Annotated in this window: 20 protein-coding genes and 2 pseudogenes; 15 read left to right on the forward strand and 7 right to left on the reverse strand. The window is 38.6% G+C overall.

Features of this window, described 5'->3' with window-relative positions:
* Positions 1 to 908 precede the first annotated feature (908 nt).
* The 11 genes from NYE65_RS26155 (at position 909) to NYE65_RS26205 (ending at position 12,365) form a co-directional block, all read left to right on the forward strand.
* Positions 909 to 1,703, forward strand: coding sequence for a hypothetical protein (locus NYE65_RS26155; protein ID WP_340862220.1), 795 nt, complete (start codon positions 909 to 911; stop codon positions 1,701 to 1,703).
* Positions 1,672 to 3,714, forward strand: a complete 2,043-nt coding sequence (locus NYE65_RS26160) for a type IV secretion system DNA-binding domain-containing protein (protein WP_328176490.1) — start codon at positions 1,672 to 1,674, stop codon at positions 3,712 to 3,714. Before NYE65_RS26155 ends, NYE65_RS26160 begins: the two co-directional genes overlap by 32 nt.
* Positions 3,638 to 4,717 carry a conjugal transfer protein gene (locus NYE65_RS26165; RefSeq protein ID WP_340862221.1) on the forward strand — a complete coding sequence of 360 codons (1,080 nt, stop codon included), beginning with the start codon at positions 3,638 to 3,640 and terminating at the stop codon, positions 4,715 to 4,717. The genes NYE65_RS26160 and NYE65_RS26165 overlap by 77 nt, the downstream gene beginning before the upstream one ends.
* A gap of 6 nt (positions 4,718 to 4,723) precedes the next feature.
* Positions 4,724 to 4,954, forward strand: coding sequence for a TcpD family membrane protein (locus tag NYE65_RS26170; protein WP_016236199.1), 231 nt, complete (start codon positions 4,724 to 4,726; stop codon positions 4,952 to 4,954).
* Complete coding sequence (locus NYE65_RS26175; protein WP_340862222.1) at positions 4,951 to 5,340, forward strand: TcpE family conjugal transfer membrane protein; 390 nt, start codon at positions 4,951 to 4,953, stop codon at positions 5,338 to 5,340. The genes NYE65_RS26170 and NYE65_RS26175 overlap by 4 nt, the downstream gene beginning before the upstream one ends.
* Before the next feature lie 12 nt (positions 5,341 to 5,352).
* Positions 5,353 to 7,803, forward strand: coding sequence for an ATP-binding protein (locus tag NYE65_RS26180; protein ID WP_340862223.1), 2,451 nt, complete (start codon positions 5,353 to 5,355; stop codon positions 7,801 to 7,803).
* Positions 7,800 to 8,234, forward strand: coding sequence for a hypothetical protein (locus NYE65_RS26185; protein WP_340862224.1), 435 nt, complete (start codon positions 7,800 to 7,802; stop codon positions 8,232 to 8,234). The genes NYE65_RS26180 and NYE65_RS26185 overlap by 4 nt, the downstream gene beginning before the upstream one ends.
* Positions 8,235 to 8,245: 11 nt before the next feature.
* A complete protein-coding gene (locus NYE65_RS26190) occupies positions 8,246 to 10,294 on the forward strand; it encodes a CD3337/EF1877 family mobilome membrane protein (protein WP_340862225.1) in 2,049 nt (682 codons plus the stop codon).
* A gap of 95 nt (positions 10,295 to 10,389) precedes the next feature.
* Complete coding sequence (locus NYE65_RS26195; protein ID WP_340862226.1) at positions 10,390 to 11,424, forward strand: bifunctional lytic transglycosylase/C40 family peptidase; 1,035 nt, start codon at positions 10,390 to 10,392, stop codon at positions 11,422 to 11,424.
* A gap of 18 nt (positions 11,425 to 11,442) precedes the next feature.
* Positions 11,443 to 11,973 (forward strand): hypothetical protein, encoded by a 531-nt coding sequence (locus tag NYE65_RS26200; protein ID WP_340862227.1) that lies wholly within the window; start codon positions 11,443 to 11,445, stop codon positions 11,971 to 11,973.
* A 230-nt stretch (positions 11,974 to 12,203) separates the two neighbouring features.
* On the forward strand, positions 12,204 to 12,365 hold the full coding sequence (locus tag NYE65_RS26205; protein WP_252270616.1) for a hypothetical protein: 162 nt from the start codon (positions 12,204 to 12,206) through the stop codon (positions 12,363 to 12,365).
* Positions 12,366 to 13,175: 810 nt separating this feature from the next.
* Here the strand turns inward: NYE65_RS26205 and NYE65_RS26210 are convergent.
* Positions 13,176 to 13,778 (reverse strand): hypothetical protein, encoded by a 603-nt coding sequence (locus tag NYE65_RS26210; protein ID WP_340862228.1) that lies wholly within the window; start codon positions 13,776 to 13,778, stop codon positions 13,176 to 13,178.
* A gap of 1,448 nt (positions 13,779 to 15,226) precedes the next feature.
* Complete coding sequence (locus tag NYE65_RS26215; protein WP_340862229.1) at positions 15,227 to 16,114, reverse strand: LysR family transcriptional regulator; 888 nt, start codon at positions 16,112 to 16,114, stop codon at positions 15,227 to 15,229.
* Positions 16,115 to 16,204: 90 nt separating this feature from the next.
* Between NYE65_RS26215 and NYE65_RS26220 the strand changes: the two genes are divergently transcribed.
* A complete protein-coding gene (locus NYE65_RS26220) occupies positions 16,205 to 17,107 on the forward strand; it encodes a DMT family transporter (protein WP_340862230.1) in 903 nt (300 codons plus the stop codon).
* 462 nt (positions 17,108 to 17,569) lie between these two features.
* Here the strand turns inward: NYE65_RS26220 and NYE65_RS26225 are convergent, their stop codons facing one another.
* Positions 17,570 to 17,938, reverse strand: coding sequence for a winged helix-turn-helix transcriptional regulator (locus NYE65_RS26225; protein ID WP_328176454.1), 369 nt, complete (start codon positions 17,936 to 17,938; stop codon positions 17,570 to 17,572).
* A gap of 206 nt (positions 17,939 to 18,144) precedes the next feature.
* On the opposite strand from NYE65_RS26225, the gene zwf reads away from it, so the two are divergent.
* Both zwf and gndA read left to right on the forward strand, forming a co-directional pair.
* On the forward strand, positions 18,145 to 19,599 hold the full coding sequence (zwf, locus tag NYE65_RS26230) for a glucose-6-phosphate dehydrogenase (protein ID WP_340862265.1): 1,455 nt from the start codon (positions 18,145 to 18,147) through the stop codon (positions 19,597 to 19,599).
* Between the two features lie 280 nt (positions 19,600 to 19,879).
* The gene (gndA, locus tag NYE65_RS26235; protein WP_340862266.1) at positions 19,880 to 21,304 is read left to right on the forward strand and encodes an NADP-dependent phosphogluconate dehydrogenase; all 1,425 of its coding nucleotides are present in this window, start codon (positions 19,880 to 19,882) and stop codon (positions 21,302 to 21,304) included.
* Between the two features lie 46 nt (positions 21,305 to 21,350).
* Here the strand turns inward: gndA and NYE65_RS26240 are convergent.
* Positions 21,351 to 21,479: pseudogene (locus NYE65_RS26240) on the reverse strand (DeoR family transcriptional regulator); the annotation flags it as partial.
* A 281-nt stretch (positions 21,480 to 21,760) separates the two neighbouring features.
* Here NYE65_RS26240 and NYE65_RS26245 point away from each other — a divergent pair.
* A complete protein-coding gene (locus NYE65_RS26245) occupies positions 21,761 to 23,077 on the forward strand; it encodes a haloacid dehalogenase-like hydrolase (RefSeq protein WP_340862231.1) in 1,317 nt (438 codons plus the stop codon).
* Between the two features lie 428 nt (positions 23,078 to 23,505).
* Here NYE65_RS26245 and NYE65_RS26250 read toward each other — a convergent pair.
* From NYE65_RS26250 to hxlA, 3 genes and pseudogenes are all read right to left on the reverse strand, one after another.
* A pseudogene (locus NYE65_RS26250) lies at positions 23,506 to 23,881 on the reverse strand (IS110 family transposase); the annotation flags it as partial.
* Positions 23,882 to 24,416: 535 nt separating this feature from the next.
* Entirely contained in the window at positions 24,417 to 24,974 is a 558-nt protein-coding gene (gene hxlB, locus NYE65_RS26255) for a 6-phospho-3-hexuloisomerase (RefSeq protein WP_328176451.1), read from the reverse strand.
* A gap of 16 nt (positions 24,975 to 24,990) precedes the next feature.
* Complete coding sequence (gene hxlA / locus NYE65_RS26260) at positions 24,991 to 25,632, reverse strand: 3-hexulose-6-phosphate synthase (RefSeq protein WP_328176450.1); 642 nt, start codon at positions 25,630 to 25,632, stop codon at positions 24,991 to 24,993.
* Positions 25,633 to 25,779: the final 147 nt, after the last annotated feature.

Below are 25,779 nucleotides of genomic sequence, written 5' to 3' on the forward strand. Positions count from 1 at the left end.
TGAAATTTCACTGATAATCTTAAACCTCCAGTAATATTTAGTTGTTTTAATCAAGCAATTGAAACTAGGTATCTTAAGTCCTTATTTCTGTTTTATGAGCAGTGATTTTAGTATTACATTTTATGATCATGTAGGCGATAATACACAAAATAACATCCAAAAATATGGTAATTTTTAATCAATTATCTTTACAGACATTGCCAAACAAATGTACGTTTAGTAGACTGAAAATAAGTAAAAATATAGCAAATAATATAGATTCATATACGTAAATGGAAGGGTAATGATTGTCTTTATTATTTGTGGTTTAAAAATGACGACCACCCCAATCACACAAGGGCTGAACACCCCCTGTTTATTCTCGTTTCCCGCAGAAGACCTCGCCTATACTACGTAAACATAGCCGAGGTCTTCTGCTACTCAATTAAAGGCGGAGGTATTCAATGTGTGATTGGGGTGGTCAGGCTAGATTTTAGATTATGGGGAGGAGTGATAGTTAGGTAATTCAAGAGATAAGAAATAAATTAAAGGGATTAAGTTCAAGGTCAAACATCAAGTTCAAGAATAAAAAAGTTCAAGATCGAGTTCAGGGTCAAGGGAATAAGAAAGTAAGCAAATGGTAGGAAGAGGAGATAAAAGTACAGGGTGTAACAAGTGCAATATATTTTAAAAGATTGTATAAACATACATTTTTGATCCGTTCTTATGGTGTCTTTTAAAAGAATAAGAGCTTACTTGGGTTTAGGTATATCTTATGATTTAGCTTTGTGGCGGGGCCTGAAAATATTTCAAACATTTATATTATTATTGATGTTTTACTAGCGGTTTTATTTATGAAAATAGTTCCTATTTTGGTAAACTTCAAGAGGGAGAGTGGTTCCTATATTTTCTAGAAGAGGATGATATTTTTGGTAATGCTAAAGTACACTTCATTGAAAGAGAAAGATTTGGAGTATTTATCGTTTATTTTGAGGAATGGTATGGTGACGGCCAAACAAATCATGTTGAAATTCAGGGAGCCGAACATTCACCGTGTTTATCGCAGGCTACGAAAATTAGAAGGCCAAAAATTCGTCAAGCATGAACGGATTGCACATAAAGTAGGGGTTTATCTTGGAACGATTGAGGCCAGGAAATTAACGAATGTCAATGTAACCGTTCCAAATAAGGCAACGATCTACACCATGCAGCATGATCTCCTTATTACCGACTTGATCCTTTTTTACGAACTACAATCGGAAAAGCAGGCCGTTGACTTTAAATATCGGACAGAGAGAGAAATTCGTTTTTCTATGATAGGAGAAGGAGATAATCGAAGTAAATTGAAGGCCTATAACGATAATCGGGACCGCATACCAGATGCCGTTTTCTTCTTTAAAGGAACGGATGGGAATGTGACGACCACTTGGGTTGAGCTGGAATTGAACAAGAAAGATCGTAAGCGCTATGATTACAAGTTTAAGATGTTTGATGACATGCTTTCCGGTGGACCACAGGACCATCAGCTTTACCCCTACGATCAGGTGATCTATTTTGCGAATGACGTAAAAATTCATAATGTGATCAATCAGGCTAAACAGCGGTTGATTAATGCCAGCAAGATTACTGTGCGTAATGTACCTTCTATCATTTTGGAAGAACGTTGGGAAGAGGTGTTGCCGGTTGGAACCGATGGAAAGCCAGGGAGAGACGAAGCAGACTGAAACCGATCAGATCGTTGGCGATCTAGTGATTTACGGATTAATCGGCATAATTGGAGTCTTGTTTTTTCTTCCGGCCATGCTTGGAATGCTGATTTTTGCGATTCTTACCCTCTTTAAGCGGGATTGGATCTCCTACGTTATCCTTGCAGCCGGGTTCATCCTTTTGTTTTGGCCATTTCAAACAGGTCGGCTCCTCAGTTATTTTGGATTGATTTCAGACATGAATATTCCTTACATGTCAGATGTTTTGGAAAGACTCCTCAATCAGGGGGATGCCATTGCCGTGACCAGTACTTCCTATCTTGTTTTATTCGGGTTAGCCTTTCTATTCTCATTTGGATTTTTTATCTTCGCCAAATACTTTTGGAAAAAGCGGGTGACCACCAAATCTGGTGAGGTGAAGAAGCAAAAAGAAGAGCACAAATATAAGGCTTTCCGCAAAAAACGAGTGAAGTTCTTGATTAAGAAGCAGAAACAGTATCGACATAAACCGTCGAAAGAAGTGTTTGTCGGGTACTCCGATTTTAAAGAGCGTGTAACGCTTCATTCAAAAGAGCTCAATTATCACATGCTGGCAACAGGAGGAACCGGTACTGGAAAGACTACATTGATTGCCTCCCTAATGGAAGCGGCTTTGCAACAGGAAAAACCGATTATTTTCATGGATGGGAAGGGCGAAAGAAAGTCCATGCTTGAATTTAAGGCCTTATGCGAAGCCTATGGCAGGAATGTGTATCTATTTTCTGAAATGGACGATCTCACGTACAATCCAATCAAGAATGGTACCCCAACCGAAACACGGGATAAGCTCATGTCACTTTTTAGCTTTTCGAATGAAGGGGATGGGGCTTACTATACCGATATTGCTTCTCGTTATTTGCAATTGGTGGTCAAATTGATTGATGAGGCAGGGGTTCCAAGAGACATCAAGACGATTGTGGAATTAACCAATTATAAAAACATGAGCGAATTTTTCAGGGAACATAGCAGCCAAGTAGAAATCGAGGAAGAGTTTGAAGTAGAGGAAGAAGTCATCGTCGAAAGGCAGACGTCATCTCCAACGGACGACGATTTAAGCGGTTTTATAGCCAATGCTGAACCAAAGAAGGAAACAGTCAAAAAAATGGTGGTAGAAAAGCGGAAGCGATACATTACAAAGCTTGAAGAGGGCATGCAGCGGATAAAAAAGGTGTTAGATAATGAATTTCCGGAAGAAATTGTGGAGGGGTGCCTGACACGAATGAAAATGCAGCTGGGTGAGCTCCTAGAATCCGATCTTGGTCATTTATTTGTGGAAAGGGAGAACGGCATTGATCTTCAAAAAATTACCGATCATAACGACGTCGTCATTTTCAGCATTTCCGGAAGCCGATATGCCGAATACATTAAAAAGATTGGAAAAATGATCATTTTGGATGTTAATAGTTTGGTCGCTTATAGACAAGCCCAAGGGCGTAAATCGATTTTTGGTGTGTATGATGAGTTTTCTGCCTATGGTGATCGCAGGATCGTTGATATCGTCAATAAATCACGTTCTGCTGGCTTTGAATGCATTATCTCCACCCAAACGTTGTCTGATATTGATGCCATTGACCCGATCATGACGGAGCAAATCATTTCCAACTGCAATATTATCGCAACAGGCCGTGTCAATTCCTCCAAAGATGCCGAACGGATCGCGCAAGTTTTTGGTACGTATTCCGACCAGGAAATCACGCAGCAGATTGAAAAAAAATATCCCCAAATCCGTTATGAAGCAACGATGGGAACGGTTCGGGATGTAGAACGGTTCAAGGCGAATCCGAGCGAGATCAAGAATTTGCAAATCGGTGAAATTTTCATCAACCGCAAAATGGTAGAAGAAAATATGGGTGATACCTATTTCCGACGAGTATATGTTCGAAACGCACTAGAATTAGGGGGGATTCCACCAAATGAAGCTTCTCGATGCGTTGAAGCAGGGATTGAAGAACCATGCAGACCGAGGGCGCAAGAAGATGATGAAAGATGAAAGGCGACTCAAGTCGTCGCGATTTAATGGACGAATGGCCTTTAGCTTTGTATTTTGGGTTGTACTTTTAGGAGTGATCTTTTTGACCTTTCTATCATGGTCCCGGACAGGTTTCCTGAACGAGAAGGTTAATGGATACCAAGATAAGGCTGCGGCGCAGATCGCGAGCCTGAATGAAGTGGGTTTCGCCAATTCACCAGCTGGTGAAGATTATTCCAGACAGTTTATTGATACTTATATCAACGTACCCGATGACGAAAAGCAGCGAGAAGAACGATCCAAGGCACTCCAAAGCTTTCTTGCAGAAGGGTTAGAAGTTGGACAGTTGGAAAACCTTTCAGAGTTTAGAGGGAAACGAGTTTTGAAGAGTGCTAGTTTATATGATGTGAAAGATGTTTCGGAAGCAGCCGCCAGTTACGTGTATCGTATAGAATATGAACTTTTCAAGATCGTAGAGAAAAAAGAACAGGTGGAAGTAAAGAAGAGAAACAAAAAGGGCAAAGTAGAGGTCGTGAAAGAAGAAAAGGTCACTAGGAAAGATGAATCGCTAGGAAATAAACAGCAAATGATTGTCGTTCGGCTTGGGACAGACGGGAATTCCTTTAACGTAATGGAACAACCGTACTATCAAGCTGTTCCGAATGAGTCCCGATTGACAGCCATTACTGATAAAGCCGACCAGGCAGACAAGAATACTAAGGTAGAGAGTAAACTTCAGCAGTTCGCGACACAATTTTTCACTTCTTATACGACGAATTCTACGGAGGAAATGTCGTATCTCATGGAAACCCCCGAATCTCTTAAAGACCTTTATGAGTATAAGGGCCTGGAAGGCTTTGTAGTCTATGATGGGGAGAAAAAAGGGCAATACATCGTGAAGACGCTGGTCCTCTTACAAGAGGCGAATACGGGGCTACAATCGAAACACCCGTTTACCCTTGTTATAAGCAAGCAGAACAATAAATTTTATGTTCATGAATTAAAACACACTAAAGGAGGATGATTTTTCATGCCAGATATTACAGGTCTTACAGATTACGTGTCGTCCCAGGTCGCGGCGGTCTTGTTCATCGTTATGGTTGTCATGATTGTTCGAGCTTTCATATCCCAACGTTGGGGCATGTTCTTCTCTAGCTTTATCTTTGCGGTCGTTTGCTATGTGATCGTCTCTAATCCAGGAGAATTCGAAAGCATGGCCAATGCCATTTGGAATCAAGTGAAAAGTGGAGGGCTTTCATGAGGTCAGCTGCCTATAGCTACCGGAAATTCTTCAAATACCCCTTGAAAATTTGGAAAATTGGAAAAAATGAAAAATCCCTCGTCTTTTCCAAAGGGATTGAAATCAGGCAAATCATGGTTGCCCTCGTGCTTTTCGGTGTCTTCTTTCTTTTCAGGGGGAGCATCAACCAAGTCTTGCCAACGACGTTGCAGCTGGCTTTTTATGCCGTCCTTCCTTGGATGATCGCTGGGGCGATCTGTCGAAGCAAATTGGACGGTAAACGACTAGACCGTTTTTTTATCGGGTACTTCCGGTATTTGTATACTAAACGATTTAGTTACAGCAGCCATAAACCCGTTTACCAACCACAGATGAAGAAAGCACAGTCATACGAGCGATTCCAATAAGGGGGTGATCCCGTGATCCAATTTCCGATTCAATCTTATAAAGAAAATGTGGTCTATACGCATGAGATGGAGGCTTGGTCTTACTATCGTCTCCATGAAAATACGGTAGGTGTGAATGAGCAGGAAGCTGAGAATCATCTGGTGAACCGTCTTCAAAGGCTAGCTTGGCAATTGTCGTCCTTTGAGGAAATTGACTATAAAATCGTGCCGATACCCGTTGATATTGATAAGCGTATGGACAACCTGCAACAACAATATGAAGGCAAATATGCCGAAACAGGAAAATATTATGCGGAACGAGCAAAGGAAATCTTACGTGAAGAAGCTAAACATATCGTAGAGTATAAATTTTTTGTAGGCGTGAAGTTAAAGAAAAGGGAACTGGATGAAACGATCCTCAGAACCTTTACTTCTTCCTTTAAAAGCATGAACCGTTATTTGCAAAAGCTTGCCGGTTTTGGAGGGCATGAGGTGGACGATCTTACAGCCAGTATGTTCGAGGAATCTGAGGAAGATGCCTTTACGACCCTGAATCATTATTTAGGGGCTTTCAGGGTGAAAGAAAAGGAATTACGCTATATCATCCGTCACCAGTTCGTAAGGGGTCAGAAACAGCCTGACGGTGACGGAAGTGTCTACAGCCTGACAGAAGGCATTCTCGATCCAGGGAAAGCCGGGTATCTCCATATTAGTCAACTGGATGATGAATCATGGTGTGCTTTCCTTCCTGTTTCAGAATTTCCTGTGGATCTAAGCCATAAGGAGTGGGCTTACTTTTTTCAGTCCTACCATTTTCCGGTAGAAGTCAATATGCGGACCATTTACAAAAGAAAAAAAGAGGATGAGAACCAAACCAATACCATAAAGAAGCGATTTCGCGATCAGGACGCTCAATTGATCGAAGCGAATGAGGATGACGACAGTTTAATCAATACAGGACGTGAGCTCCTGCATGAACTGGAAAATGAAATTAAAAACCAAGGAAAACCACTTCTTAGAACGCACATCCATTTTGTCGTATATGGTCCAACTAAAGAAGAAGTCCGAAAACGAGCCAGAAGGCTCAAATCAGATTTTAAGGACCAGCAAATTGAACTTGTGCAGCCACTTGCCGACCAACTCCTTTTATTCCATCAATCGTTACCAGCAGCCAAAATAATAGCAAGTGATTGGGAGCAAATCCTTACGCCTGAATCCTTTGCCGAATCCCTTTTCTCCCTTACACGAAAAATCGGAAATACCGTGGGATTCTATCTTGGTAAGAATTTATCGCATGATGGGGAAAGCATGGAGAGCTCTCCCTCTCTCGTCTTTTACCATCCGTTCCTAGCCCACTTGGGCTTAAAGGGATCCAAGTATTCCTCACCCCATGTGACCATCTCGGGACCGACAGGGATGGGGAAATCCTATCTTCTGAAATATATTTTATTGAATGCCGTCTTTTTCGGAGCGAAAGTCCTGATGACGGACCCGAAGGACGAGGTGGAAAAGAAATTCAAGCAAGCCCTTACGCCTGAAATGAAGCGTACCGCCCCCTTCTTTCAAGAATTAATTGAGAGTTTCAACTATATCACTCTATCAAGCGAGAAGAAGGATGCCGGAAAGCTAGATCCACTTACCTTCCTTGAAGGGGAAGAGGCGCAGGATGCTGCCGTTAGCGTGCTTGAATACTTATCGGAGCTTCAATCGAATGAACGGAATGTGAAAACGGCCATTTATAAAGGGGTTCGTCATGTCCTTCAACAGGAAGAGAAGCCAGGCCTTCTGAAAGTCGTACGTTACTTGCAGGCAGCAGAGGATCAGGACATTAAAAATGTGGGAGATTTACTTTATGAGATTGGAACAAACGGGGTTGCAAAACTGATGTTTTCAGAAGGTGATGTTGTCGGAATCAGTCTTGATGAACAAGTGAATATCTTGCAGATTCAAAACTTAAATCTTCCGGACGAGGGCGAACGGGCGGCCACGAGGGATGAACACATTGCCGTTGCCCTCATGCAACCACTGGCCAAGTTCGCAACAAAATTCGCGCGGGATGATTCGGTCGTCAAGATGACGGTGTTTGAGGAAGCATGGATGCTCATGAATACGGGTGCGGGCGATCGCCTGATCAATGAATTGCTTCGTACCGGACGTTCTTTGCGTTCCGCCGTCTATATCGTCACACAGTCCACGTATGAATACAATAAGCCGCAAATCAAAGAGAATATAGGCACGAAGTTTGCTTTTAAAGCGAAAACAACCGAAGAAGCTGGAAACATCATTGAATTCCTCGGGATGGAGGATAACAAGGCCAACCGGGATATGCTGAAAAACCTTTCGGAAGGTCAATGCATTATTGAGGATATGTACGGGCGAACGGCCAAGATTCAGACGGATGTCTTGTTTGATGAGTGGATCAGCGCCTTCAATACAAAAGAAAGTGATCGTGGAAGAGCAGAGACTGAGGAGGCGTTCATGTGAAAAGAATATTTATCCCTTTTATTGCTTTGATGGCACTTTTAACCGGTTGTAATCAAGGCGCATCAACTTCTGAAGATATTTCGAAACTAGCTTACGAATGGGAAAAGGCTTATTTTGATACTGACTATGAAAGAGAACAGGAACTCCTTTACGAGGAAGGTTCTTTCGAAGTTCATAAATCTAGAGATAAAAAGGATTCCGGATTAAAGTATGGAAATATCCGGTATGAAATTTATTATGACGAAAGTTTAGAGCAGTATTATGTTTTTACCGATTTTAAAAGTCCTACTGGATCAAATGCAGTTAAAGACGAATTGTTGATTAGAAAAAAAGATGATGAATGGAAAATTGATAAAAGTAATAGTTTGGATATAGTCCGTGAAGATATATCAGAGAAGTTTGACCGGGAAGCCTGCATTAACTGCAAATAAGGAGGGATCGGATGCAAACCCTTAAACAAGGCCTAGGCTTTTGTTTAGTGCTGTTGGTTCTTCTCTTGCCAACGTCTTCCGTTGCAGAAGATGCGGCCCCTACTGTTCAGAAAAAAGAGGAAACAGTGGGCCGTGTGACTTTGGAAAGTAAGGAATATCCTCTCTATCATTATCAGATGGAATCGGATATTGGCGACGGTATCAAGGAAGCTGGCGATAATGCGTTACATGCCATTAATCAAGGGATGTGGGGATTTAATAAAACGATTGCTAGCTTTACTTTATATTCCGTTAACCAGCTGATGTCTTTCGATTTGATCAGCAACATTGTGGATGAAGCTGGAATTATGAGTGAACGAATCTATGAGCTTATGTCCGGAACGTTTTTATCCTTGTTTGTCATTTTAGTGGGAGGAACAGCTGCCTGGCGTTACCTTGTAAATCAACAGGTCGGACATGCGGTAAAGGCGGTCATAGGTGCTTTGGCCATAATGGTTCTGACGTTTTGGTTTTATTCTGATACAACCGGAAACATCAAATGGCTGAATGATCGGGGGGCGGAGCTCGAAGGGATTGCCAGCTCTGCAAACGTTTTGGTCAGTTCTGATGAGTTTGACAGCAACGCTGCCTATGATTCCAAAGAAGGAATTGCGGTGTTGGAAAATCAACTATTTAACTTAATGGTGAAGCGTCCATATTTACTCATGAATTATGGTTCTACCAAAGAATCTGATGTAGTAAGCGAGGATCCAAACAGAGTTGATAGCCTTTTAGAAATAAAACCAAATACAGAGGAAGGGAAAGAGCAACGTAAAGTAGTAATTGAAGACGAAGTTAAAACATATGAAAACAAACAACTGTCTGCCAGTTTTAGTGGTGAACGGTTCGGATACTTGATTGTTACAATCCTATCAACCATTGCGCTTTCCATTCCGATCTTGTTATTAGGCATCTTTAAGTTTTTGCTTCAAGTATGGTTCTTGGCATTAGTCATTTTCACAGCCATTCCATTAGTTCTTTCCGTCATCCCTTCTTATAGTGAAACGGCCTTGAATCATGGGAAGAAGCTTGTGGGCGTATTACTTATGAAAGCGGGATTAGTCCTTTTGATTGCCGTCATTACTGGACTTGTCACCTTGCTTTACGAATCCGTAAAAGTGACGAATGGTGTAGAAGGGTATGTCTTTGTTGTCTTTCTTATCTGCATGACCATTTGGGGATTGTTCAAATACCGTTCCGAAATCTTTGAGGTTGCTTCTGCAGGCATGGTTCAAGGTCAGCAAGTGGTCGAGAGAGCGACAACCCATACACTTGATAAGATGGGTGATGCTGGTGAAACAGGATTCAAGGGAGCCAAAAGAATGGTAGCCAAAGCTTATAGAAGCCATCAAAATAAAAAGCGTCAAGAAGAATATCAGTCGAGAAAAGAAGGCTCGGGCCGAAAGAACTTTACCCATCCATCCGTAGAAAATAGTGGAAGGTCAGAACACCGAAAAGTGGTTGGCGAGAATACACCTCAAAAACTAGGTGTAGGGTTACGTGGCCAACAAGCAACTGGAAAGGACTCGGAAAATAATGCAACGGGTTTGAATACAGGAATGGCCAACCGATCAGCTTCACGAAATGCGGGAGCTGCGATTGTGGATTTAAAGGATTATAAAAGTGAAAAGGGGGAAGGGGCAACAGGCAACGGACCAGTCAGTGGACAACCTTCACGAAGTTCTGAACGTACCGTTTCGGAAGCTCGGAAGCCGGGTGCGAACCCTTCGAATTCAACAAGACAAGAGAATGGAAAACCAGAACAACCTAAGTCTACTAGGCAACGGACAGAGGGGGGACATGACTCTGGAAATCAAGCTTCCCCGCATCGTAATCCAGCTACAAAAATGGAAAGCAAACAAGAAGTAGCAGCTTCAAGGGAACAAGTCAAACACCTAACGCAATGGGAAATTCAAAAGAAGATCGATGCGAGAAAAGCAAAAGTATCACCTTCCGTATCCGTCAAACGTTCGGAGGGCAGGAAACCTAAAGCCAAGGAGACCGAAAAGGATCGAAAATGATAATTCAAGAGAAGTGAGTAGTTATCATGACAGGTATGTTTGTGAACATACACACTCATTGATTTGTCAGAATCTCTTTTTAGAAAGGAGTTCCTATGCAAGGCGTTTTAAAGAAAGGTGCAAAGGCCGCAGGAACCATTGCCATTCTCAAAAACCCTTTCTCTTGGATCATTGCAGGTATTCTTTTTTTCCTTACATCACTCTTCGGATTTGCCTTGTTTATTTCAATCAGCTTGGGCGGTGAGAACCAGCTTGAATCAGGCATTTCCGGTGAAGGAGCAGGGGGAACAGCGCAGGTGTCATCTGAAGTCATGCGATACGAGCCGTTAATCCGCAAATATGCGGAACAAAATGGGGTTGGGGAATATGTCGGACTTATCCTAGCCATGATCCAACAGGAATCAGGTGGACGTGAATTGGATGTGATGCAATCTTCCGAATCAATCGGGCTCCCACCCGGTGCCATTACTGATCCGGAGTATTCCATTCAGGTAGGCGTGAAACATTTTGCAGAAGTGATGAAGCAAGCCAAAGGTGATATTAACCTAGCTTTGCAAAGCTACAACTTTGGAGATGGATTTATTCGATACGCTTTGGAGCGTGGTGGCTATTCCAAAGAAATAGCCACCCAGTTTAGTCAAATGATGGCCGCCAGGGAAGGGTGGAGCCGTTACGGTGATGTGAATTATGTGGACCATGTCATGCAATATTACAACGGTGGAGTTGGCAGCGTGGTTGTCATGGGGGACGGTTCTCAATCTTTTGATGTAGAGAAAGTTCATAAAATCATGAAACAGTATCTCGGCCGCCCCTATGTATGGGGAGGGAGGACACCAGCAGCAGGAGGGTTTGACTGCAGTGGGCTGCTGGAATATGCCTTTGCACAGGTCGGCATGGATATGTACGGGACAGCTCAATCACAGTACAACAAAACAAAGCCGGTTCCTGAAGAACATATAAAACCGGGTGATCTCGTTTTTTTCTCCACCTATAAGCCCGGTGCTTCGCACGTTGGCATGTATGTGGGGAACGGTCAATTTATCAATGCCAATAGCAGTGGTGGTACTTCTTATTCATCCGTTGCAGAATGGAAAAACTTATATCCCTTCCTAGGTTTTAGACGGATTTAGAAATGGAGGTACAAGGAAATGGAGCCAATCCCCCAAAAAAATTTCTTGTTTTTAATGATAGTATTCGTCTTGGTTTCTTTGGTCATCATATATATTTTCTCTCTGAGGTCACAGCTGAATGAAGTCAGAGCCAACCAGGGGAACTATGAAGAGCAGATTCAATCCCTATCCTCTATCCAAAACACGGATGCTTTAAAGGTGAATCGCGAGTTTCTTGAAAGTTTTTTCACTTATCAAACCACTGGCGAACGGTATAAAAAAATTAAGCCATTCATGACCGATCAAGGATTCAAAGCGACCCATCCTTCTGGAACAGTACTTCCGGATTCGGAAGAATCGGTGAAGTCGTCCATGGTGGGCCTGAAGCCATTTGAATATCAGACCTCTAAAACGGAAGCCGAATTTTTTAATGAATTTAAACTCACTACAGAATTTAACAATGTGGCTGCAACCGACACGGTTATCGTTAAAACTTCGCTCATTTTTGTGAAAGAGCAAGGCTGGAAGGTTGATGATGTTGAGTTCATTGGTCAATTAACTGGACATTAAAGGAAGTTTGTTTTAGTTTTCTTATTACATTTACACCTACAATTCAGATTATTAGAGACTGGGTAAATTGAATTAGTATGTGTGTGTATATGAACCATTATTATGTAAGTTTTAGCAAACATCCGCCTCGTTTCTACATAAATATGGTATAATTACCGTATGTAACTGGCCGGGTGGGAGGTTGCCCTAACCCTATCTCTTATATCTAAGAGTGAAGGGAGGTGACCGCAATGGATCTTCTAAAAGACGTACTAGTGGAAGTGGCTAAAACTGTTGCCAATTCGACAGTTGTTTATCTATTTAGCTTGCTTCCTGCTAAAAAAGTCCAAAAGAAAACCACCCGTTCTCTGTCCAAAAAGCACGGGCGGCCTTCTAATAAGCGCAAAATTTAGGAGCAACCGACCCACTTTGGATTGGTTACTAAGGCGGGATGTTAGCGCATCTCGTCTTTTTTATATATCCCACATTATAACATATAATATACGAAAAACATAAAAAAGAAACTTAATTTTCAATAGTCCTTCTTTTATTTTTCTCCGGCTATATGATCCTTTCCCTTTCTTATTTAGAACTCTATCATTACTTTCCCCCCTCACCCGAAAAGGCACCCATTCCAGGCTGTCTTTTTCTAATTCTATTGAAAACAGGAAGAATAAAGAAAAAGAAAACCATCGGTGAAGATACCAATAGCAGATTAAGTTTGTGGACTTACGGAGGTGTGAAACTTGTGAGGTAACTTTACATTCTTAATAAGACCTTTTGGTTCGTTATTTCGCAGGTACTTTTAAGAGACTCATGGATCGGGCATATTCGGAGCTTCCTTTAGTCGTTTTTTCAACCAGTAATTAATAAATCTCAATAATAAGCCACCGGTACATATTTTTTTGCGTGATTTACTGCCTGTTGTACGATTTTATAAAGTTAGAACAAATTAAACGGCCTTTACAGGTGCTTAAATTTTTTTCGTAAATCCTAATAAAAAAATAAAAAAAGGCAAAATGGGCCTTTTAAAGGGTTTTAAGAACCTTATATATCAAGATTGGCGCCTTATAGATTGTAGAAGGTGTCTATACTTATTTATGTGAAAATGTCCAACATTGTTTGGAGTATTTCTCGTTTTTTCTGTTATGGAAGATAAGGTGGAGATACTGACATGCTCCATGTGTTCTAAGAAAGTAGCAGCATGAATTGGAGAAGGACGCTTATTTGTACTTTTTAACCAAATCGAGGATAGCAATTTCAATAAGATCCGATTTATTGAATTTCTGTTGGTCTGCGAAGCTATCCAGCAAAGCCCCAACTTTCTCATTTATTACAATTGTCTTCCGTACCTTTTTGCCTTTTTCTAAAGTCACTACCCTTTGATACAAATCATCGCCAGGACTATCTTGCTGGTCGTTAAGAACATATCCTCTTATTAAATCTCTAAGAATCGTTCTTTCTTCTGGTGTGAATTCCGTGTGATCTTGAGTTCTTACGCTATTCACATCGAGGGGAATAGGATGTGAATCCTTTTTCGTGTTGTGTGAACTTTGATTCACATTGAATGCATGTATAGGTGTAGTCTGATTCACCTTAGGGTGACTATTATTCGATTTGATGAACTCAAACACCGATGTATAAAGGGGTTCTTCCCCTTCACCTACATAGTACCAGCCCTTTTGACCAGAGTTTCGATACTCGTATCCAGCATTGTGTAAAGCTTCTTTTAACTTCTTCTCACCAATACGAACTTTCTCTTTTGAGATCTTGGCTATGGTATTTCCGGTTATCAATAGGTCGTCCAATATTTCCTTGATTTTCATGATTCACATTCCCTTCATACTGATTTCACTCTTAATTCACCTATTCTACATTCTGGTGTGAATTCCCTCCGATATTTCGAACGGAATTACTAAATACCCTCACACCATAAATCCTCCCTGTTCAGTTTTAGCTAATGACTTTCAAATGTTCAGATCTAAAATTAGTTTCTTTAATGTGATCTCGATTCCTTTAAAAACATAAGTAAATTTGATAGTTTATGAGTCTTTTACGCTATAACGTAAAACTATAAAAAGGGAAATTTTACCTATGGTTTAACTTTTAATCTTTCTAAAATAAAAAATGGACAATTTTTTTGTATCACTTTATCGAAAAATGAATATAGTATATTAACCCCATACATGCAAGTGGCCCTTGCATGTATGGGGCCTACATAGTTCTTAAATATTACACTAACGGTATTTACTTTTAGTTAATATAATCGCAATTATCGGCAAAAAGGTTGGTATCTAAAAGATACCCAACCTTTTTTGTTTCTTTGGTCACTTTCATACTTTTTTAGAAAGTCGGCTAATGCTAAATGCAACACATTAGACTTATTAATCCTCTCATCTTCACAAAACCCATCTAAACGTTTACCAATGACACGATCAATAACAAAGGTGTATGAACTTTAGGTAAACTGTTTTTCGCATAATCAAAAATACTTTTATCAAGGGGTACTTCTCATTCTCCAATAAAAAACCGCCCCTTTTGACAAGAGTTTCTAAATGGCTTTTCACCTATACCAGGTATTTTTAGCCACATCACCTGTCTTTATTCCTTCTTGGGCCAATACTTCTAAAATGCTTCGTATGGATGCTTTTTGATCTACACTCATAGATTGTTCACCCTCATTTTACTCAAACTCATATATGTATTATTTAATGTGAAATACGTATGACCTTCAAGTGAGTTTACATAAAGCACCTTATAGGCAATCAAAAAAGCCTTGGATTTCATAGAATCCAGGGCTTTTTTGATTGAAACTTTCTGTTTACACTTCTTTTTCTAACGATGAGAGATGTAAAAGAGTGGAAAACTCCTTTAAGGTAATAAGTATGTGTCCATACAAATGTGTTGTTGAAACATAACATAAATACATAGAAGCCTTCTTACTGCATGACCGGAAGGAGATCACTCATGATCGATGTATTTTCTATATGTTTAATTGCTATAGAAGTTATGAAATGATTCGTTTTATTGTTTACTACTAATCTTTTTATCTAGAAAAAGAGGTAGAAAAACACTTTGTTAAAGGTTTATTTACGTTTTTTCAGTTAAAAGGTATTCACTGAATCGGGGCAGGATAGTTGAAGAATGCTGTTGATCTTTATTCAACAATTGCGCCATTTTGTTGAGTAAGTGAGAAATGGTGCACTCTATTATTTAAATCAGATGATGTTTAAGAGGGTCTGTCTCAAAATCCTATCTTTGTTTATTTAATCCCTTACGGTGCAAAAAGATCAGAATTGCAAAATTGAATGATGACATTAATGAACTCATTTGTTGCAGGTGTTACTTCATCAAATGAGTGTGTAATTATACCGATATCACGAGTTATACTTGGATTAATATCTTTTATGATTAGATTATGAGAAATAGAAGATAGTGTGAAATTTGAAATAATACCTATACCTAAGTTATTTTTGACCATATTAATTAAAGTTTCAGCATTTTGAACTGTTAGGTTCTCTTGAAATTCAATATTATTTTTTTGGAATATTTTTGATATAGCGATTTCGTGTCCACCTTTACAAAAAATAATTTCATTCTGGTATTTTTCTAGATGAATCTTTTTTTCTTGATTTAATCTATGATTTTCAGGAATTATTGCAACCATATAATCATTGTTTAAAATTTCAAATTCATACGGATCAAAGGGTGATGCAACGATACCGATATCCACAGTTCGATCCTCTACCCATTCTTTTATTTGATTTGAGGTTCCTTCTACTAATTCTATATTAACTAGTGGATATTTTGACCTGAATAAGGCGAAGACCTTAGGCAAAATATTTGTGGACACAGCAGGAAAAGAACCCACTTTAATCTTACCGTTTAGAAGTTTATTTTCTCGATCAGCAACTTGATATATTTTGTTCTCAATAACTTTCATTTGTCTCGCCAAAATCAGAATTTCTTTCCCCACTTCAGTAAGTATTAATCCATTTTGTTTATCCCTAATGAACAATTTAATATTTAGAGAACCTTCTAAATTTTTAACCGCCTTACTTACTGCTGGTTGTGATATAAATAACTCTCTAGAAGCTTCTGTAATATTCAATTTTTCTGCGACTTTCAAAAATATTTTTAGGTTGTTCCTGTTCATAACCATTTGGTTATCCCCTTTATTCGAAAAATGTATTTCAGTTATACAAAACTATAACATATTATTAAATTACATAAAGAGAAAGGGGATTTTAAAATGTTTAAAGTTTTCTTAGGGATTATTTCCGTTACCCTTGTTTGGGGGTATACATGGGTTACAATGAAAATAGCAATTAGTGACATCCCCCCGTTTTCATTTTCATCTTTACGTTTATTGATAGGGGCGATTCCTTTATTTATCATTCTCATATTGCAAAGAAAAAGGCTTTCTGTAGGCAAAGAGAATTTGAAAAACTATCTCATAATGAGCTTATTAATGGCTTTAGGCTATATGGGAATATTGACTTATGGTATGCAATTTGTGGATTCAGGAAAAACTTCTGTTTTGGTGTATACAATGCCTATATTTGTCACCATTATTAGTCATTTTAAATTAAATGAGAAAATAAGTATTTATAAAATGGTTGGATTGATATTTGGTCTAATCGGTCTTTTATTTATTTTAGGATTAGAAATTATTAGGTTCGATACAAAAGTAGTATTTGGAGAGTTATTAATATTAATTTCGGCCCTAAGTTGGGGATCAGCAAATGTTTTTAGTAAACTAAAGTTCAAAAATATAGATATCATTCATATGAATGCTTGGCAACTTATTATGGGAACAATATTTTTATTCATTTTCTCTTTAATATTAGAACCAAATCGCTCAATCGAGTGGTCTAATGAGTCAATGTTATCATTATTGTTTAATGGTTTGTTTTCAACAGCCTTTACATTTGTAGTTTGGTTTTGGGTATTAAATAAAATAGATGCTTCAAAGGCATCTATGGCTTTAATGTTTGTTCCTATACTAGGTATTATATTTGGATGGCTACAACTTGGGGAGAAGATAACATTTAGTATTATTATCGGGTCATTTTTTATTTGTGCAGGTATCTTTATGAATACGTACAATTTTAAAAGCACTACAACAATAAAGAGACTGGGCGATATATCATGAAATGTTAGTAGTTTACAGAAGAACTAACATTCAGTTTAGAGTGTTCTCTTTGGACTATTCTATAGCATACAATCAACCCAAATCTACTTTGAAGTTTTGCTAATAATAATGATCTTCTATAAACCAGCAAGATATTATAAGAATATGTTGTTCCATTATGGGGCGCGATTATTGAAGAAGTGTCGCTTTCCTTATAGAACTAACGGGTGCTTTAGCTGAAGATCGGAGCTGTCTAAAGAATCATAACGAGATATTGTTTAGGAGCTTCAAAGCGATGTTAGTAGCTGCCGATAAATGGCAAGACTAAGAATAAAAGATGAAGTAGTCTTGCCGTTATGGTGTGGCTTTTTATTTGCAAAGAGATTACAAATTATTTCAAATAAATATGTTTTTCTACTAGAGTGCTGTCTGGACAATCTCTTCTTTCGACATTACTCGGCCCTAACCAATATCAGGATTTTTCTAATCAATAGATTCGTTGATTTCTCCATCGTTTTTCACAGCTGTATTGTTCATATAGTTTTTTCCCCACTCATACATAGACTCTAGTATGGGCATAAGACTTTTTCCCTGTTCTGTCAGTGAATACTCCACTTTGGGTGGAACAACGGGATAGACTTCACGATGAACAATGAGGTCGTCTTCCAATTCTCGCAATTGGTTAACTAGCATTCTTTGGGTGATACCAGGCATGAGAGACTTCAATTCATTAAATCGCTTTGTTCCCTCTTTACCTAGATGCCACAAAATAAGCATTTTCCATTTACCACCAATGACAGAAAGTGTCAATTCCTTTTCGCAGTCAAACGGCTTATCACGAAGATGTCCCATTAATTTCACCTCCAATTCCAGCATAATGGTATACAATTTGTCACTATATGACTATGAAGTGCGTACTTACGCATAAATATTATACACGTTATACTAATTTCTGTATAGGTGATACGTTCATAGGAGGGGATCAAGTGAATGACTTAACTATTCCACGTGACATTGAATTAGACGAGAATGATCTCGATGTCTTAAAAATGTTGGAAATGGATTCTGTGACTTTTGTCCTATTTGGAGCGACAGGGGATTTAGCTAAGAGAAAAATTTTTCCTGCTTTATATAATTTATTTTTAGATAAAAAAATTCCTAACTCGTTTTCGGTTATTGGTTTAGGTAGAAGAAAATGGTCTGATGAATCTTTTCAAAAACACGTGAAAGAATCGTTACAAACATTTTCTAGACGTTTGATAAATGAGTCATCCAAAACGGAAGAGTTTCTCAATGCATTTCGCTATAGCCTTTTGGATGTAACGAATAAAGAAGGGTATAAGGACTTACTTGAATTGATTCAAACTCGTGAAGAAGAATTGAGTATTCCAGAAAATCGCCTGTTTTATCTATCTGTTGCGCCAGAGTTTGTGGATGTGATTACATCGAACATCCAAAAAAGTGGATTAGGCTCTACAAAAGGATGGAGACGACTCATTGTCGAAAAGCCATTTGGAAACGATTTGAAATCCGCCCAAAATTTGAACGAATTATTAAGTGGAACTTTTGAAGAGGACGAAATTTATCGTATAGATCATTACCTTGGAAAGCCGATGGTCCAAAACCTTGAAGCATTAGAATTTGCGAATCCTATGTTTCAAGCGCTTTGGAATAACCAATATATTGCCAATATACAAATCACGGCAAGTGAAACGGTTGGGGTAGAAGAAAGAGCAAGTTATTATGACCAAGCAGGGGCAATTCGTGATATGGTCCAAAATCATATGCTGCAAATACTGATGATGACAGCTATGCATCTTCCAAAACGAATAAGCGCAAAAGATATTCGTCAAGAGAAGAGGAAAGTCATGGAATTTCTACGACCATTGAAGAAAGAAGATGTAGCTTTACACGTGGTTCGTGGTCAATATGGTCCAGGGGAAATTCAAGGTGAACCAGTTGTTGGATATAAAGAGGAATCCGGAATTGATGCTTCTTCAACAAATGATACCTTTGTTTCTGCCCGTTTGTGGATTGATGATTCTAATTGGAGTGGGGTACCATTCTATATCCGCACTGGAAAAAGAATGAGGGAAAAGTCCACACGTATTGTGATTGAGTTCAAAAATCCGTTAAAGGATTTATACATGTCCCAAAAAGAGCAAACAGCCCCCAATCTATTAATCATCGAGATCAGTCCTAACGAAGGTGTTTCTTTACAATTAAATAGAAAAAACCCGTTAAACGGTAAAATAGAGCCCGTTACGGTGACTTTTTCAGCTAATGCAAAAGAAGTACCGGAAGCCTATGAGCTTTTACTGTTCGATGCTTTGCGTGGCGATCCAACTTTCTTTGCTCATTGGAATGAGGTTGAATTATCTTGGAAGTGGGTTCAACCTATTTTGGAGGTATTTGAGGAAAATGCCCTTCCCCTGTTTCCTTATCGTTCAGGTTCGATGGGACCAGACGCTTCTGATCAATTATTGGAAGAGGACGGATTTAAGTGGTTATAGGTTTTTGATGCTTGTATGGAAATTGACTCCCTCTATTGAAAACATAAATTCATGCATTCCTATAGTCACAAAAATAGGAAAATTAAAAGAAAAATGGATTCATAATCATAATGTAAAAATAAGTAAATTATAAGCGTTAAAGCTTTGGAAAAGAGAAGAAAAAGCTGGGATCAGCGTTTATCCAAGGATTTAGATTAATTGTATAACTTGATATAGATTTAAAGTTTGACCTCAAAGTAGCTAAGATTGATTCTTAAAATAAAGAAGGGACGAATTGACCATGGTAAAACAAAAAATCGGTGTGATCGGTTTAGCCGTAATGGGTAAAAATCTCGCGTTAAATATTGAAAGTCGAGGTTATTCTGTTTCTGTTTACAACCGTTCGTCTGAAAAAACAGAAGAATTTTTAAAGAACGAAGCAAATGGGAAAAATTTTTTTGGTGCGAAAAGCACCGAAGAATTTATTCATTCATTAGAAAAACCACGCAAAATTTTATTAATGGTTAAAGCGGGTGGACCAACAGATGCAACGATTGAATCGTTAAAACCATATCTTGAAAAGGGTGACATCCTCATCGATGGCGGAAATACATTTTTCCAAGACACGATTAGACGTAATAAAGAATTAGAAGTCACAGGTATCCACTTTATTGGTACAGGTGTTTCAGGTGGGGAAGAAGGGGCATTGAAAGGTCCATCTATTATGCCTGGTGGCCAAAAAGAAGCGTATGAACTTGTAGAGCCAATTTTGAAAGAGATTTCAGCAAAAGTAGAAGGAGATTCTTGTTGTACATATATCGGTCCTAATGGTGCCGGCCATTACGTAAAAATGGTCCATAATGGTATCGAGTACGGAGATATGCAGTTAATTTCAGAAGCATATTTCATTATGAAACAGGTGCTTGGTTTAAGTGCACAAGAACTTCATGAAGTATTTGCAGAATGGAACAAAGGGGAATTAGATAGTTATCTAATTGAGATTACAGCTGACATCTTTACAAAAGTGGATAAAGAAACAGGTAAACCTCTTGTTGATCTAATTTTAGATACTGCAGGCCAAAAAGGTACAGGTAAATGGACAAGTCAAAGTGCTTTAGATTTAGGAGTTTCACTTCCAATCGTCACAGAATCTGTGTTTGCTCGCTTTATATCTGCCTTGAAAGAAGAGCGAGTTAAGGCAAGTAAGCTATTAAAAGGCCCTGAGGAGAAGACATATGAAGGAAATGGAGAAGAATTAATAGAGGCAGTACGTAAAGCTTTATATATGAGTAAAATTTGTTCATATGCACAAGGATTTGCACAAATGCGTTCTGCGTCAGAAGAGTATGACTGGAACCTTCGCTATGGTGATATTGCAATGATTTTTCGTGGCGGTTGTATCATTCGTGCCCAATTCTTACAAAAAATTAAAGATGCTTATGATCGTGATCCTAACTTACCAAACTTATTATTGGATTCTTACTTTAAAGAAATTGTAGAAAGCTATCAATCTGCATTACGTCAAGTACTCGCTATGGCAATTGAGCGAGGCATAGCGGTGCCATCATTCTCCAGCGCATTATCTTACTATGACAGTTATCGTACAGATACGTTGCCAGCAAATCTGATACAAGCACAACGCGATTACTTTGGTGCGCACACATACCAGCGTGTAGATAAGGAAGGCATTTTCCATACAGAATGGTTTCAAAAGCAATATAATTAATATTATAGACCAAAACCCCTGTCTTAAATAATAGGACAGGGGTTTCAGAAGCATTACTAGGATTTGCAATATAAAGTGATCTTTTTGATACTACATTTGTTCGATTTCCACTTAGTACACCAATAAAATGAACTGGTTATACTGCTACAGTTTTGTCTTCCTTTACATTGAAAGTTGTAGGATATTAAATGTTTCTTTTGAAAAGAAGTGGTTTAAAGATTTCTATATTCTGTTACTCCCCACATTTTCGAGCATATTCAACAGAGTGAGAGTATACTGAAGCGCTTCTAAATAGTGGCGGATATAGGATCACACACAACAACCCTACATAAAAAGATGGCTTCATTATCCGTGAAATTGAAAAAAAGGAGGAACGTTCATGGCAAAAATTTCGAATTGACCATAACCAGAAACGGGAGGATTAGCATTTTACTTTTTTAGGGGGAGTGTTAAGCAATGAAGAACAGAGTAAAGGGTTCAGTCATGACCATGATTTTAAGTTTGCTTCTCTTTTCAACAATTAGTACAGCATCTGCTGGACAAGCAATGCCTGTTAAAAAAGCAGAAAATAATAGACACAAATATGTTCAAGTGCTGGATGAAGGAAAATGGGCGCCACATACGTACAAAGCTGTTCAGAGTTTAATAGATAAGTACGGTAAAAACAATCCAAAATATAACCCGAAAAAGAAACCTTATGCTGTCTTTGATTGGGATAACACAAACATTATGAATGACACAGAAGAAGCTCTTTTTGTTTATCTAATTGATCACTTGGCATATAAGTTAACCCCAGAAGAGTTTTCAAAAATTATTCGAAAGGACGTTCCGCCAGGCGAATTTTCAGGGGAATATAAAAACTTGGAAGGCAATCCTGTTACGATAGAGGAGATCGCTGCAGATGTAGATAGGGATTATCAATTCCTGTATCAAGAGCTGCAGAGGGGAAAATCATTAGAAGAAGTGACAGCAACAGACGATTTTAAGGATTTTAAAACAAAGCTGTTGTACATGTATGAAGCCATTAATGATACACATGGAGCAAATATTGGTTGGAAATGGATTCTCTACTTTTTTACAAATATGACGCGTGAGGAGCTTCAAAGCTTGGGGGAAGCGTCCAATGATGCCAATCTTGGAAGAGAATTATCTAAAGTGACATTGAAAAGTCCAGAATCTTTAAAAGGAGAAGCTGGTATTGTTAGCAGTTCTTATTATACTGGAATCCGGCTGACACCTGAAATGTCAAACTTAATGCATACATTGCAAGCGAACGGTATTGATGTGTTTGTTGTTACCGCGTCATTAGGAGACCTCGTCGAAGTGTTCGCCAATAATCCAAAATACGGCTACAATGTGCCAAAGAATAATATCCTTGGCATGCGATTAGAAATGAAAGACGGCAATTATGAACCTTACTATAAAGAGGATTGGCCGTTTACTGGAATGCATGGTAAAACGGAAGTGATCCAAAAGGAGATCGCAAGTAAAAAAGGGGGACGTGGTCCAATATTGGTGGCAGGCGACAGCAATGGGGATTATGAAATGATGACAGAGTTCTCGGATACGGAGCTTGTGTTGATTGTAAACCGTGTCAGTGGTGGAAATATAGGAAAGCTATCAGCCATTGCCGCTTCTCAAATCGGAGAAAAGAATGCAAACTATGTGCTTCAAGGCAGGGACGAAAATACGGGATTATGGATACCGACAGAGTACACCATTAAATTAGGAACAAATGAAAAGGTTTTATTGACTGATGTGGCTTTGAAATAAAGTCACGATGTTTATAATAAAGTTGCACCGTTTTACCCCTTTGGATAATATCCTCTAAAGGGGTGTTTTTATGTCCAAAAGAAAAAGTACATCTGAAATTTAAAATTGGATCAAGGGAATGGTTGAGTGGTAATAGAGTTGCCCGTTAAAGGGCGCTATTCTTTAATAAGAATCGCTTTTCTTAATGAACTCCCTCAGTTTAATAGATAATGCTCATGTATACTCGCTTATCCGCAGGATTTCAAACCACATGGTATAGGTTGCTTTAGATGAGCGAAAGAGATAGGACCGTTTTGATAAGATGAGGGCAGATTGAAATAGGGGATCTATTTAAAATCCTATATTATTACATATGCTGCACGTATTTTCCAAGCTGCCCCTGGAGGCTTTCCCTCCCATGTCTCAACGGGTCATAATCATATGCCCTTTCATTCCTTTTTATAAGCAGAGCCATTACGAGCAATCTCTACTAGAACACGGGCGAGTTTTCCATAAAGTTTCATGATGGATTTCATTTTCTTCATCTTCTTCACTTTAACATTATTCGAGTGTAGGGCTTTAAACTCGGGGTTATTCATCACCAGACTCATGGTCGCAAGGAAGAGGTAACGCCGCAGGTGTGATCTTCCACGTTTGGAAAGCACAATTTGGCCTTTCCACTTTCCAGAGTTTGCCTCAGCGAGATGCAATCCTGCATGACGAAGGAGCCGCATTCCCGTGAGCGAACCCACTCAGATCTCCAGCTTCTCCTAAGATGCCCGCCAGTGAAATCTCGCTGATTCCTTTAATGGCAAGTATTTGCTTAACACAAAAATGATCAATTCTTTTTTATAAAAGAAGAATCCAATTAAATATTATAAGGGCATGTTTTGATTAATCTTTTTTCAAAACATGTCCTTTCTATGTTATTCATTTTCAAGGTTTCTTGTATTAATTTATTCAAACTTTGAATCTGAGCTACAGAAAATGGCTTTTTTGCCGGGTTTTGCTTCGTGCAAAATTCCGAAATGTTGGCGGTACCCCTTCTATACGTTTTTCGAAGACAAAAAAACGACAAAACAAATGAAAAATAACAATAATAATACACGTGCAAAATTGCACTTAAAAATTATCACCTAAAGTTACAAAAAGGCAGCTTCACCTAATGGTGAAATCTGCCCAGAATGATATTGATTCATACATAAATTTGGGAAGGCATTAGAATCTCTAATTTGACAGCTCTTTTTAGATTATATGTTTCTGTCTAAAGATTTTTTTTACCAAAACCTGATTTAGTATGTTCAATTTTTTATAATTTACTAGTCATGTATTTAGGAGTATAAGTCTAACTAAGCCTAACCTACTCTAGATTTGCATGTCTTCCAAACATAGTTTGGCCGGCTAATTCCTTTTGCTCCATCACGCTTAATATGATAGAGTCGAATAATAACAAGAGACTTTGCTCGAATAAGGACCCCATAGGCTGTATAGTTTTGTAGTCACTGTCTGCACCAGCCTTAGGCTTGGCAGGTATTTTAATAGCTAAGTCGCTTATTTTTCCAATGGTCGAATCAGGGGAAATCGTGACAACTGCAACAGATGCTCCTAAACCTTTAGCCTTCTCCGCCATTGACACTAAACTTTTTGTCTCTCCTGAACCAGAAGCGATAATTAAAATATCATCTTTTTCTAAACCAGGGGTTACCGTTTCTCCTACTACAAAGGCATCTAACCCCATGTGCATCATGCGCATAACAAAAGATTTGGCCATAAACCCAGAACGACCTGCACCAGCCACAAAGATTTTCTTGGATTTAAGTATGTGATCCACCAATTTTTCAGCTTCATCTTCAGATATTAATTCGATTGTCCGATTTAATTCGTTTTCAATTTCAGCTAAATATTGAGTAGTCTTCATAATTCACATACCTTTCTTAAGCATAAGTCGCTTGTTTAATTAATTCTTGCATTTTCGCAGCTACTGCTTTTTTATTATCTTGTCCAGTAATGCCCCCGCCTACAATGACAAGATCAGGCTGTGCTTCAATGACTTCCGGCAATGTATCTAATTTAATTCCGCCTGCTATAGCAGTTTTGGCATTCTTAACAACGCGTTTGATTGTTTGAAGCTGTTCAAATGAGTTTTCTCCTTTAGCCTGGAGATCGTACCCTGTATGCACACAAATATAATCAACGCCCAGTGCATCAATTTCGTACGCACGTTTTTCGATATCTTTTACATTGATCATATCAACAAGAATTTGTGTTCCTTGTTTTTTAGCTTCTTCCACTGCACCCTTGATTGTTGCATCATCCGTCGCACCCAGAACTGTGATGATTGAAGCACCAGCTTCAGATGCCTTCATAACTTCATATCCTCCAGCATCCATAATTTTCAAGTCAGCCAATACTGTTAAATTAGGAAATGCTGCACTAACTTCTTTTACTGCTCTAAGACCTTCATTAATTACAACAGGAGTTCCAATTTCTACTACATCGATAAATTGCTCTACTTCTCTCACTACTTCTATTGCCTGTGGGATGTTTACAAGGTCTAATGCTAATTGAAGTTTCATAAATACTTCACTCCTTAAATAATTTTTGTTTGATACTACATTTATTGTATTCTGTAATTATTTAAATGAGAAGTACCCACTTTTATATCATATAGTGTTTAAAAGTATACTATATGTAAAGTGAAGAAAGGAAGCAAAAGGGAATAT

Origin of the sequence: Peribacillus sp. FSL R5-0717, from assembly GCF_038002945.1 — a bacterium.
GTDB lineage: Bacteria > Bacillota > Bacilli > Bacillales > DSM-1321 > Peribacillus > Peribacillus frigoritolerans.